At 72.5% G+C, this 11,902-nt stretch carries 11 protein-coding genes and 1 tRNA gene; 2 read left to right on the top strand and 10 right to left on the bottom strand.

Going from position 1 to position 11,902, the window contains the following annotated elements:
- Positions 1 to 23 precede the first annotated feature (23 nt).
- From AMK21_RS01695 to AMK21_RS01665, 7 genes are all read right to left on the bottom strand, one after another.
- A complete protein-coding gene (locus AMK21_RS01695; RefSeq protein WP_073873420.1) occupies positions 24 to 713 on the bottom strand; it encodes a hypothetical protein in 690 nt (229 codons plus the stop codon).
- The gene (locus AMK21_RS01690; protein ID WP_015608571.1) at positions 710 to 1,132 is read right to left on the bottom strand and encodes an acyl-CoA thioesterase; all 423 of its coding nucleotides are present in this window, start codon (positions 1,130 to 1,132) and stop codon (positions 710 to 712) included. Before AMK21_RS01690 ends, AMK21_RS01695 begins: the two co-directional genes overlap by 4 nt.
- Positions 1,133 to 1,137: 5 nt before the next feature.
- The gene (gene ettA, locus AMK21_RS01685) at positions 1,138 to 2,802 is read right to left on the bottom strand and encodes an energy-dependent translational throttle protein EttA (protein WP_073873418.1); all 1,665 of its coding nucleotides are present in this window, start codon (positions 2,800 to 2,802) and stop codon (positions 1,138 to 1,140) included.
- 123 nt (positions 2,803 to 2,925) lie between these two features.
- Positions 2,926 to 4,425 carry a Cys-Gln thioester bond-forming surface protein gene (locus tag AMK21_RS01680; protein ID WP_073874215.1) on the bottom strand — a complete coding sequence of 500 codons (1,500 nt, stop codon included), beginning with the start codon at positions 4,423 to 4,425 and terminating at the stop codon, positions 2,926 to 2,928.
- Between the two features lie 293 nt (positions 4,426 to 4,718).
- Positions 4,719 to 5,216 carry a single-stranded DNA-binding protein gene (locus AMK21_RS01675; RefSeq protein WP_073873416.1) on the bottom strand — a complete coding sequence of 166 codons (498 nt, stop codon included), beginning with the start codon at positions 5,214 to 5,216 and terminating at the stop codon, positions 4,719 to 4,721.
- Positions 5,217 to 5,318: 102 nt separating this feature from the next.
- Entirely contained in the window at positions 5,319 to 7,301 is a 1,983-nt protein-coding gene (locus AMK21_RS01670) for a YfjP family GTPase (protein WP_073873414.1), read from the bottom strand.
- On the bottom strand, positions 7,298 to 8,941 hold the full coding sequence (locus AMK21_RS01665) for an ATP-binding protein (protein WP_073873412.1): 1,644 nt from the start codon (positions 8,939 to 8,941) through the stop codon (positions 7,298 to 7,300). Before AMK21_RS01665 ends, AMK21_RS01670 begins: the two co-directional genes overlap by 4 nt.
- Before the next feature lie 327 nt (positions 8,942 to 9,268).
- Here AMK21_RS01665 and AMK21_RS01660 point away from each other — a divergent pair.
- Positions 9,269 to 9,341: transfer RNA gene (locus AMK21_RS01660), tRNA-Arg, on the top strand.
- A gap of 82 nt (positions 9,342 to 9,423) precedes the next feature.
- On the opposite strand, the gene AMK21_RS35665 is transcribed toward AMK21_RS01660, so the two are convergent.
- Genes AMK21_RS35665 through AMK21_RS35660 form a run of 3 tightly spaced genes read right to left on the bottom strand, consistent with a single transcriptional unit; the run spans position 9,424 to position 10,579 of the window.
- Positions 9,424 to 9,657, bottom strand: a complete 234-nt coding sequence (locus AMK21_RS35665; RefSeq protein ID WP_234421798.1) for a hypothetical protein — start codon at positions 9,655 to 9,657, stop codon at positions 9,424 to 9,426.
- A complete protein-coding gene (locus AMK21_RS37000) occupies positions 9,654 to 10,112 on the bottom strand; it encodes a hypothetical protein (protein ID WP_420712461.1) in 459 nt (152 codons plus the stop codon). Before AMK21_RS37000 ends, AMK21_RS35665 begins: the two co-directional genes overlap by 4 nt.
- Positions 10,103 to 10,579 (bottom strand): DUF7134 domain-containing protein, encoded by a 477-nt coding sequence (locus AMK21_RS35660; RefSeq protein WP_234421797.1) that lies wholly within the window; start codon positions 10,577 to 10,579, stop codon positions 10,103 to 10,105. The genes AMK21_RS37000 and AMK21_RS35660 overlap by 10 nt, the downstream gene beginning before the upstream one ends.
- Positions 10,580 to 11,020: 441 nt before the next feature.
- On the opposite strand from AMK21_RS35660, the gene AMK21_RS01640 reads away from it, so the two are divergent.
- A complete protein-coding gene (locus AMK21_RS01640; protein WP_073873408.1) occupies positions 11,021 to 11,896 on the top strand; it encodes a peptidoglycan-binding protein in 876 nt (291 codons plus the stop codon).
- The last annotated feature ends 6 nt before the right edge of the window (positions 11,897 to 11,902 follow it).

Genomic DNA, 11,902 nt, shown 5'->3' with positions numbered 1-11,902 from the left:
GGCGGGCGGTCCGCCCGCCGGGCTCAGTGGCGCCCGACGGTCAGGGCCAGCGAGCCCAGCCCGCCGACCGGGCCGTGGCGCAGGGCGACCGAGCCGAACGGGGTCCGCAGCCGCAACCAGCCGCCCGCGGCGAAGAGCGAGACGGGGAAGCCGGGGTCGGCGCGGAGGAAGCCGAGGGAGTGGGCGGCGTGGACCGCGCGCAGCGGCAGTTGGGTGGCGCCGACGGGCCGGGACCAGATCTCCCGGCCGATCCGGTCGCGTTCGGCGCGGGTGCGCAGCTCTTCGGGCAGCGCCTCGTCCCGCGTGCGGAATTCGGCGACGGCCGCGTCGAGAGCGGCGCGCAGGGCGTCGGGCCGCGGCAGACCGGCCTGTTCCCGCCAGGGCCCCCGGGGCGGCAGCACACCGGTCCAGGGGGGCCCTGTCACGGGAGCGGGCAGGTCGCCGGGGCCTTCCCCGGAGACGTCGAGGGACTCCAACAGCTCGCCGGCCGACACCGTGACGTCGAGCGTCTCGGGGCGGGCCAGGCGGGCCGCACGGATCGCGAGGACTTCGAAGGAGGGCGGGCGGCCGAACACGGCCAGTGCGTCGCCGCCGCCCGCCTGCAACCGGACCGCGGCGGCCCGGTCGTAGTGGAGCAGCCGGCCGAGGAAGGCGGCGAGATCCGCCGCCTCCCTCGGGTCGGCGAACAGCAGCGACTGCACAGGCACCGTCATGCCGCGGCGGGCTCCTCTGCCAGGTACTTCTGGAGGAAGAGCTTCTCCTCGGCGGAGATCCGCCGGGGCCGCTCGGCCTCCAGGTTGTACGGGACGACGACCGTCGAGGCCCGTACGTACACCTGGTCGGGGTCCTTGATCTCATAGGCGATCGTCAGCGACGCGGCGCCAATCTTCGTGACCCACGACTCGACGGTGACCGGCTCGTGCCGGTGCACCAGCGGCCGTACGTAGTCGATCTCGTGCCGGGCCACGACGGACCCGCCCGAGAACGACGGCGAGCCGTCCCCCGGCGCCAGCCGGAACATGAAGTCGATGCGCGCCTCCTCCAGGTAGCGGAGGAAGACCACGTTGTTGACGTGGCCGAAGGCGTCCATGTCCGACCAGCGCAGAGGGCAGCTGTAGATGTGCCGAGCCAAGACGATCAGCCTCGCGTGAGCTTCTTGTACGTGGCACGGTGCGGGCGGGCCGCGTCCGCGCCGAGACGCTCGACCTTGTTCTTCTCGTACGACTCGAAGTTGCCCTCGAACCAGTACCACTTGGAGTCACCCTCGTAGGCGAGGATGTGCGTGGCGACGCGGTCCAGGAACCAGCGGTCGTGGGAGATGACCACTGCGGCGCCCGGGAACTCCAGGAGGGCGTTCTCCAGCGAGGAGAGCGTCTCGACGTCGAGGTCGTTGGTGGGCTCGTCGAGGAGCAGCAGGTTGCCGCCCTCCTTGAGCGTCAGCGCCAGGTTGAGGCGGTTGCGCTCACCGCCGGAGAGGACGCCGGCCGGCTTCTGCTGGTCGGGGCCCTTGAAGCCGAACGCGGAGACGTAGGCGCGGGACGGCATCTCGACCTGGCCGACGTTGATGTAGTCCAGCTCGTCCGAGACGACGGCCCAGAGGGTCTTCTTCGGGTCGATGTTGGCCCGGGACTGGTCGACGTAGGAGATCTTGACCGTGTCGCCGACCTTGATGGAGCCGCTGTCCGGCGTCTCCAGGCCCTGGATCATCTTGAACAGCGTGGTCTTGCCCGCGCCGTTCGGACCGATGATGCCGACGATGCCGTTACGGGGCAGCGTGAAGGACAGGTCGTCGATGAGGACCTTGTCGCCGAAGGCCTTCGAGAGGTTCTCGACCTCGACGACGATGGACCCGAGGCGCGGGCCCGGCGGGATCTGGATCTCCTCGAAGTCCAGCTTCCGCATCTTGTCGGCCTCGGCCGCCATCTCCTCGTACCGGGCGAGACGGGCCTTGGACTTGGTCTGGCGCCCCTTGGCGTTCGACCGCACCCACTCCAGCTCTTCCTTGAGCCGCTTCTGGCGCTTCTCGTCCTTGCGGCCCTCGACCTTGAGGCGGGTGGCCTTGCGCTCCAGATACGTGGAGTAGTTGCCCTCGTAGGGGATCGCGCGGCCGCGGTCGAGCTCGAGGATCCACTCGGCGACGTTGTTCAGGAAGTACCGGTCGTGGGTGACGGCGACGACCGCACCCGGGTACTTCGAGAGGTGCTGCTCCAGCCAGTTCACCGACTCGGCGTCGAGGTGGTTGGTGGGCTCGTCGAGGAGGAGCAGGTCCGGGGCCTCGATGAGGAGCTTGCAGAGCGCCACACGGCGCTTCTCGCCACCGGAGAGGTTGGTGACCGGCCAGTCGCCGGGCGGGCAGCCGAGGGCGTCCATGGCCTGCTCCAGCTGGGCGTCCAGGTCCCACGCGTTGGCGTGGTCCAGGTCCTCCTGGAGCTTGCCCATCTCCTCCATCAGCGCGTCGGAGTAGTCGGTCGCCATGAGCTCGGCGACCTCGTTGAAGCGCTTGAGCTTGCCCATGATCTCGGCGGCGCCGTCCTGGACGTTCTCCAGGACCGTCTTCTCCTCGTCCAGCTTCGGCTCCTGCATGAGGATGCCGACGCTGTACCCCGGCGACAGGAACGCGTCACCGTTGGACGGCTGCTCCAGGCCCGCCATGATCTTCAGCACCGTGGACTTACCGGCGCCGTTGGGCCCCACGACACCGATCTTCGCGCCGGGCAGGAAGTTCAAGGTGACGTCATCAAGGATCACCTTGTCGCCGTGCGCCTTGCGCGTCTTGCGCATGGTGTAGATGAACTCAGCCAAGAGAAACCGTCCGGCAGCAATAGAGGTGTGGGCAGATACACCCCATCTTGCCTGACGTCCATCCCCGGAAGGAAACCCGTCCGGGGATCGGCCACCCGTCACCGCTCACGGATGCGCGCGCAACTACTCAGCGTGCTGCTGTGTTTCCTGCCGGCGCAGGACGAACAGGGCGCCGCCGCCGATCACGAGGAAGCCGACGGCCAGGGCGGCGATCATCGGGGTGGTGCTGGAGCCGCCGGTCGCGGCGAGGTCGCCCTCCAGGCCGGAGGTGGTGGTGCCGGTCGAGGCGGGCACGGACTGGTGGGCGCTCTGCGTGCCCACCCCGGAGTCGTCGTCGCCCTGCTGGTCCTTCTCGGCCTCGATGACGCTGCCGCTGGTGGCGCAGTCCAGCACGCCGGTGAAGTTCTGCCGGAATCCGCCGGGGCCGGTGATGGTGAAGTCGTACGCCTGGTCCTCGGCGACCGGGACCGTCACCGTCTCGGTGGCTCCGGCGGCCACGGTGTGCTCGGCGCCCCCCAGCTCGAAGGTGAAGGGCTCGTCGCCCTGGTTCACCGCGGTGATGTCCACGCCGCCGGCCACGCAGTTCTTCCGGGCGGTGAGGGCCGGGGCGGCGCCCGTCTCGGCCCAGGTGGCGGTGGCCCGTGCGGAGACCGTGGACTCGCTGGATCCGGCCAGGATCTGGGTCTGGGTGCGAGTGGCCCCGGCGAAGGCGCGGCCGACCGGCACAGAGGTGGTGGCCTGAACGGACAGCGAGGCGGAGCCGTCGGCACTGCCCTTCGGCACGGCGAAGTACAGGCGGGCACCGTCGGTGGCGGAGGTGACGGGCACGCCCTTCTCGTCGGTCACCGTGATGCCGCTCGCCGCCGCGTCGACCGGGGGTGACACGGAGACCTGCTCCGCGTCCGTGCGGACGGTCACCGGGCCCAGCCGCTCCCCCGCCCGGCCGGAGACCGCCGCGGGCTCCAGCGTCAGGGATGCCCGGGGTTCGGTGACGTTGCGTGCGCGCTTGTGCAGCCAGTCGGCGAGCTTCTCGGCCTGCTTGTCCGACGCGGTGACATCGGCGTCGTCCGAGTAGCGCCAGATGGCGACCTGGGTGCCCGCCGCGGCGGTCCGCTCGGTGAGCGGCCCGGTGCCCGCCGCCTCGGCCAGCGCGGCGAGGTCGTCGACCTGGGGGTAGGAGTGCTGGAGGATCCACCGGATCTTCCCGGCGTTCCTGTTGGCGCCGAGGGAGGTCTCGGCCCACTGGGTCTCCAGGTACTTCGCCTGGGTCTGGGTGGGGTTGTGGAGGTCGACGCAGTAGGTCTTGAGCTTTCCGCCGCCGTCCACGGTCATCTCGAAGAGCCCGGCGGGCAGTTCCTGCGTACGGTCGGGGGCGCCGTTCTCACCCGGCGTGCGGAGCACGGCGCTGTCGAAGGTCTTCAGCCCGTCGAGGACCGCCGCCGCGCCGCCCTGGTGCCGGCCCGGGTCGTCGGCGGCCGCCGTGCCCGTCCCGGCGAGGGTGGCCGCCGTGACGAGTCCGGAGAGCAGCAGCGCGGTCACCGGCCGGAGGAAGGCCCGGCCGCGTCCCCTCCGCCAGGCACCGCCCGTCTCCCCCGCGCGCGCCGCGCCGCCGGCCGCCCTGATGCCCGCCGCTCTGCCGGCCTCCCCGCTGCGCGCTGCTCCGCCGCGGACGGCGTGCACCGCCTTCGCGTCGGACGGCGAGACGGACACTGAAGGCGCAGAAAACACAGAATTCCCCTCCGGGCGGGACCCTCGCGCGTGGTGCGCGTGTGGGGAATGCCCCGCCAGCAGACTCAAGTGACCCATGAGCTCTGGGAATCCTAAGGACCGGGCGAACCGCAATCCCCCGTACCGCCCCCGGCCAACCATTCCGAATCAGAATCGTTATCGCCGGGCCGCCTCTGCGACCAGCCCTTTCAGGACACCGCCGCCTTTTCCCGTACGGTCGGGGACACATCCGCACCGCCTCCCGGGCCATGGTCCGCGCTGCCACCAGGAGTGCCGCCCGACTCACCGTCAGGTCCGTTCCGTACAGGCGCCGTCAGCACCGGTTCGGTCCTGACGACGCGGCGGAAGGCGGCGGTCCCGCGACTCAGATCGTGGCCGATCGCGATCGCCTCGACGTCCACGAACGTCCGCCGCCCGCCGTCCCGTTCCTCCTCACGTACCTTCAACCGGCCGTGCACCAGCAGAGGTTCCCCGATCGCCACCGAACCGGCCAGGTTCGCGGCGAGTGTCCGCCAGGCCCACACCGTGTAGAAGCTGGTGGGGCCGTCGGTCCACAGCTGCGTCTCGCGGTCCCGACGCCTCGGGGTCACGGCGAAGCGAAATCGCGCCATTCCCCCTGTGGCCGTCTCACGGAAGTCCACCGCCGTGGCGGCGTTTCCCACCAGCGTCACCATCGTGTCGTTCATTTCCCGCCCCGTTTCCGTCGTACCGCTCGTTCCGTCGTTCCGTCCACCGGTGTGACGACTTCATGGTGGACGCCGGAAGCGAATGGCACCGGAGCCTGTGGACTACTGGCCGGTTGTGGAAAACTCCGTCACCGCCGCGTACCGCTCGCGCACCTCCCGGTACCGCACCAGCTCCGCCGAGACCGGGTCCAGGACCCTGGCCCGGCCGCAGCCGGCCGCCGCCTCGCGCAGCCGGCGTTCGGCGTCCTGCCCGTAGCGCCGGGCGGGGCCCCGGATCGCCGCCGCGCAGGCCCACTCCACCAGCGGCCCGCCGACGACTCCGGCCAGCATGATCAGCGCGGGGACGACGAGCCCCGGCTCCAGGACCCCGACGATCTGGCCGAGCAGCCACAGACCGCCGAAGACCTGAAGCAGCGTCATGGACACCTGGGCCAGTACCGCGGCGGGCCACCACTTCGGCCGGGGCGGTTTGGCCGGCCGCCCGCCGAGCGCCAGGCTCGTGGCCGGACCCCGGCCCGACGCCGTACCGAACCGCCCGGAGCCACCCGGCCCCTTGGAGGAACCGCCCCCCGCGACCGCCTTCGCCGCCAGCTCGTCCAGCGCCTCCGGCAGCCCCTTCGCCCCGTTGAAGGCCGCCTCGCGCACGGCCTGCGCCCAGGGGGCTGGGAGCCCGGCGGAGGCGTCGTCCGCGACGATCCGGACCGCCTGCTCCACCCGCTGCCGGGCGGTCGACTCCTCCTCGGGCGGGGCGAGCGCCCGGCCCATCCGGTCCAGGCTGCCCGGCAGCCCCCGGGACTCGTACCAGCGCCACAGCCGCAGCCACGGCGTCCCGCACGCCCGCCCCGCGTTCCTGCGCCACTCCCGCTCGGCGGCCTGCCCGGCGGAGGTCGCCCCGACCGCCTCGGCCAGCCGGTCCGTGAACTCCTCCCGGGCCCGCTCGCCGAGTCCGGGCCGCCCCTCCGCCACGTACACGGGGCGCAGCCGCGCCGCCGCAGCGTCCACGTCGGCGGAGAGCCGTCGGGTGGCGGCCGTGCGGTCCTGGACGAACCGGCCGACCATCTCCCGCAGTTCGGGCACCCCGTCGCCGGTCAGCGCGGACAGGGACATGACGGTGGCGCCGGGTTCGCCGTGCTCGCCGAGCGCCATGCCGTCCTCGTCCAGGAGTCGGCGGAGGTCGTCGAGGACGAGGTCGGCGGCCTCGCCGGGCAGGCGGTCGATCTGGTTGAGGACGACGAAGGTGACCTCGGCGTGCCCGGCGAGCGGGCGCAGGTAGCGCTCGTGCAGGGCTGCGTCGGCGTACTTCTCCGGGTCGACCACCCAGATCACCGCGTCGACCAGCGCCAGCACCCGGTCCACCTGGTCCCGGTGGGCCGTCGCGGCGGAGTCGTGGTCGGGCAGGTCGACCAGGACGAGCCCCTGGAGCGCCTCGTCGGAGGCTGCGGGTCCGGGGTGGGGCCTGCGGCGCAGCCGGCCGGGGATGGCGAGGCGGTCGAGCAGCCCGGCGGCCCCGTCGGTCCAACTGCACGCGATGGGCTGGGAGGTGGTGGGGCGGCGCAGCCCGGTGTCGGAGATCTGGGCGCCGGAGAGGGCGTTGAACAGGGTCGACTTGCCGCTCCCGGTGGCGCCCGCGATGGCGACGACCGTGTGCCGCGAGGAGAGCCGCTGCCGCGCGGCCGCCTCGTCCAGTACGCGCCCCGCCTCGGCGAGGGTGTCCCGGTCGAGCCGGGCCCGGGAGAGTCCGATGAGTTCGCGCAGGGCGTCGAGGCGGGTGGGGAGGGGGCCGCCGGAGGGCCCGTACGCCTCGACCTGCGGCCGTACGTCGTCGCCCTCGGGAGCGGAGCCGGCGGGCCCCGCGGAATCGGCGGAGCCATCGCCCGTTCGGAGATCGCCGGTTCCGGAGTCACCTGTTCCAGAGTCACCGGGGCGGGAATCACCGCTTCGGGCATCGACCGCCGCGGCACGCCGCGCGATGAGCCCGTCGTCCCAACGCCCGTCCTCCTTGCCCGGAGCCGCTGGGGCTTCCTCCTTCCGCTCGCCGGTGGCCGCCGTGCCGTTGCCCGGGTCCTCGTCCGTGACGGCAGTCATCGCTGCCACCTCTCCTTCTGCAGTACGGAAAGCGCGGCGATCAGTGCGGCCTGCGGCTCGGGGGCGACGTCGAGCGCGTCGAGCGGGGCGAGCCTGCGGTCGCGTTCGCCGCCGAGCACCTGGTCCAGATAGGCCGTCAGCAGTTCCCCGCCCTTGTCGCGCAGGCGCAGCGCGCCCTGCGCCCCGATGCCTTCGGCGAGCTGCTCCCCCGCCGCACGGGCCCGCCGCCCGCCGAGCAGGGCGGCCGCGAGCAGGGCGGCGACGGTCTCGGGATCGGGCGCCACGCTGCGTTCGAGCTGGCGCACCTCCTCCTCGGCGAGCTCCTCCAGGACCCGGCGCCACCGCCGTACGGCCACGGCGATCCGGCCCACGACGTCCTCGGCGGGCCCCCACCCCCCGGCTTCCCGCCCCGTGCCCTCGAACCGGAAGACCCCGGCGGCGGGCTCGCGGCTCCACTGCGTACGGATCTGGTCGTCGGCGGCGGAGACGGCGCACTGGAGGAGGGCGATCAGGCTGTCCACCAGGGCTTCGAGGAGTTCGCCGGGGGCACTGTAGAGGGGGTAGCCGCGCCACCGGGTCCGCGCGTCCCCGGAGAGGACCGCCCCGCTCTGGAGCCTGCGCCGGATGCGGTCGGCCTCCTTGCCGTACGCGTCCTGGACCACGCCGGTGAGCCGTACGGACGCCGCGTACTGCGCGGCGACGGCCGACGCGAGCTCGGGCATCCGTACGTTCAGCGATTCGATGAGCCCGGAGGCCGTACGCCCCACCGCCTGCTGCCGGGCGGCGGGGTCCTGGGCCCGGTGGGTGAGCCAGGCACGCAGCGGGGCGACCGCGGTGGTGGGGAGCAGCCCGCTGCCGCCACCCGCGGACTCGGGGAGTTCGGGGATGGTGAAGCGGGGTACGTCCCCGAGTCCGGCGCGGGTCAGGAGCGCCGCGTACTGCCGGGAGACCTCGGCGATCACCTGGTGGGGCACCCGGTCGAGGACGGTGACGAGGGCGGCGTCGTACTCCTTCGCGGTACGCAGCAGATGCCAGGGGACCGCGTCGGCGTACCGGGACGCCGTGGTGACCATCACCCAGACGTCGGCGGCGCAGATGAGCTCGGCGGCCAGGACCCGGTTGCGTACGACGAGGGAGTCGATGTCGGGGGCGTCGAGGATGGCCAGCCCGCGGGGCAGGCTGAGAGCGGTCTCCACCCGCAGCACGTTCCCCTCGTCGTCGGCGCCCGCCCCGAGGTCGTCGAGCCCGTCGGGGTCCGGGGCCTGACCCGGCGGCAGCCAGATCCGGGTGAGCTGCGGCAGCACCCGTACGCCGGCGAACCAGTGGTGGTCCTCGGGGTGACAGACCAGCACCGGCGTGCGCGTGGTGGGCCGCAGCACCCCGGCCTCGCTGACCCGGCACCCCACGAGCGAGTTGACCAGCGTGGACTTCCCGGCCCCGGTGGATCCGCCGATCACGGCGAGCAGCGGGGCCTCGGGGTCCTTGAGCCGGGGCAGGAGGTAGTCGTCGAGCTGTGCGAGGAGTTCGACCCTCGTCTGCCGGGCGCGTTCGGCCCCCGGCAGCGGGAGTGGAAGACGCACGGCGGCGACACGGTCGCGCAGGGCGGAAAGTGCGTCGATGAGCTGAGGCCGTACGTCCATGGTCACCACATGCGAAGAATGCCCAATTTTGGCGCCTTTTTGAAGCGTATAGACCTCTCTGCGCGGCGGTTCCACCCTCTGGACAGCGCGGGACGGACTCCGGGCAGACTCCGGACAGAGGGGACGAGTGGGGCGCAGGCATAACGAGTGCACAACACCCGGGCCGCATGGCGCGAAAAGCGGTGCAGGATTCGCACCTACCTGCGATTATCGGTTCGCTTCACCGAACCTCCACATCGTGCCACGCAGGTGAAGCAACCGGGTCCAGGCGATCGGAGCCCTATCCTTGTCCCGGCACGGCCACGGAACCACCGATCAGGACTCCCGGCCCCCGTAGCTCAGTGGATAGAGCAGGCGCCTTCTAAGCGCTTGGCCGCAGGTTCGAGTCCTGCCGGGGGCGCACCGACCGCACGACCGTGAGGCCCCTCCGCACCGGGGGGCCTTTTCGCTGGTCGCGGGGCGGCCGGTGCGGGGGGGGCGCCTCACGCGTCCCGTCGTCGTAGCAGGAGCAGGGCCGTGAGGGTGATCGCCGTCGTGCAGGCCGCGATCAGGAGCAGGGAGGGCCAGGGGCCCAGGCTGCCCACGGTGTCGGCGGCGGCGTCCGAGGTCTGGGTGAGCTTCTCCAGGGCCGCCGCCGGGGAGAGGCCGGCGATCCAGCGTTCGGCGTTCCCGAAGAGGGGGCCGAGGAGGGACGGCAGGAGCAGCAGGCCGATCACCGTGGTGACCGCGCCGGCGGAGTGGCCCCTCCGGCAGCATCGCGTCCCCTACCAGGTAGGCGGCCGCGCAGGAGAGCAGCGCGAGGGCGTACGTCACGGCCGCCACCAGTGTCGCCTTGGCCGCGAACACGGTGGACCGGCGGGGGACGGCCGCGAACGTCGTACGGATGGTGCCGCTGCCGTACTCCCCCGAGATCACCAGCGCGCCCACCACGCCCGCCAGCATCTGGGCCACGACGGAGAGCGTGAGGCTGCCGCCGAGGACCGTGTCGTCGGGTCGCAGGCTGCCGGTGGCCGCTACGAACACCGCGCCCAGGAGGGGAAGCAGGGCTGTGACCGCCGTCGCCCACACCGTGGAGCGCACGACGGAGCGGCACAGGGAGGTCCCGGTGAGCCTTGCCTCCCATGGTGACCCGTCCCCCGCTCGCGGAGTCCAGGCCCAGGATCAGCCGCATGGCGGTCGACTTCCCGGCGCCGTTCGGGCCGAGGAGTCGAGCACCTCGTCGACGCGGCGGCGCGGGATGCCGTAGCTCGCGGCGAGTCGACCAGGTGGTGGCGTCCGGGCCGTCGACCCGCCAGCCCCCCGTGGCGTCACCTCCGCCGCCATCAGTTCGCGGCGGTCGCCGAGGACGGCCACCGTGTACAGCGCCACGATGACCGGGAGGTTCAGCAGCTCGCCGATGTGCCCGTGGACCGCCCATCCGGCGCACGCGGCCCCGGTCACACACGCCACCGGGACGGGCCTGCGGCGGCGGAAGACCAGTGCCGCGAGCGAGACCGCGAGCAGGGGCCAGGTGAGCGCGTCGTCCTGCCGGTAGCCAGGGTCGTCCACCGCCACGTCGGACGCGGTGAAACAGACCCACCACCGCCAGATCCGCGAGCGGCGGGCGCGCACCCGGGCGGCGAGGCGGTCGAAGGTCATCACCCCCTCACCGTAGGAGCCGGGGCGCCGGGCGCATACGACGACGGGAGTACGGCACGGCGCGAGTGCGACGGGAGTACGGGGAAGGGGCGCGCGCCTCCGCCCCCTTGCCGCACCGGGCACCGGGCACCGTGCGTCGGGTGGAGGCGGCGCCGGAACTCCCTCCCCATCCACCCCTCGCGTCCCGCCAAGCGGAATCTCCGGCACAAGGGTGGCGGGCCGACGAAACGTTCGGTACGGGATGACGTTCAGGGCGGCGCGAGAACGGGCAAATCGATCCTGTACGGCCCGTAGGCGGAATCCCGTCGCTGGGCGCACCCCACTTCTCCGCAACCCCGTTCGGGCGAGCGCAACTTCGTTGTGCCGTCCGGCATCCGAGCCTGCCCTCCACCCGCCGAACACCCCTGCGAACCGACGCACCACCTGGAAAGGAGCGCCCCGATGGCGACGCCGCTGTCCGCCGACAAGCTGCTCAAAGCCCTCCGCGACGAAGGCCTCCACGTCGTCGAACACCGGAGCTGGCGTACGAACAACCGGAATCACAAGGGGCCCTGGGGCCCGACGCACGGCGTCATGATCCATCACACCGTCACATCCGGCACCGCCTCCTCGGTGGAGCTCTGCTACAACGGCCACTCCGCCCTCCCCGGCCCCCTCTGCCACGGGGTGATCGCCAAGGACGGAACCGTCCACCTCGTGGGGAACGGGCGCGCCAACCACGCCGGGCTCGGCGACGACGACGTCCTGCGGGCCGTCATCGCGGAGAAGGCCCTGCCGCCGGACAACGAGGCCAACACCGACGGCAACCGGTACTTCTACGGCTTCGAGTGCGTCAACCTCGGCGACGGCAAGGACCCGTGGCCGGCCGCCCAGCTGTTGGCGATCGAGCGGGCCGCAGCCGCCGTCTGCCGGGCGCACGGCTGGGGCGAGCGGTCGGTGATCGGGCACCTGGAGTGGCAGCCGGGCAAGGTCGATCCGCGCGGCTTCACCATGAAATCGATGCGCACCCGGATCGGCAAGCGGCTGGGCGGTTCGCCGGACGGGCCCTCCCAGCCGCCTCCGAGACCGACGTACGAGCCGTTCCCGGGCGCCTCGTTCTTCACGGTCGGCCGCAGCAGCCCGATCGTGACGGCGATGGGCAGGCGCCTGGTGGCCGAGGGGTGCGGCCGGTACACGGTGGGACCCGGCCCGTCCTGGTCGACCGCCGACCGCAACTCGTACGCGGCTTGGCAGCGCAAGCTGGGCTACACGGGCACCGACGCGGACGGCGTCCCGGGGAAGACCAGCTGGGACCGGCTCAAGGTGCCCAACGTGTGAGCCGCA

The sequence above is a fragment of the Streptomyces sp. CB00316 genome (genome assembly GCF_001905595.1).
Classification (GTDB): domain Bacteria; phylum Actinomycetota; class Actinomycetes; order Streptomycetales; family Streptomycetaceae; genus Streptomyces.
This window is presented reverse-complemented; position numbering and strand designations above follow the sequence as displayed.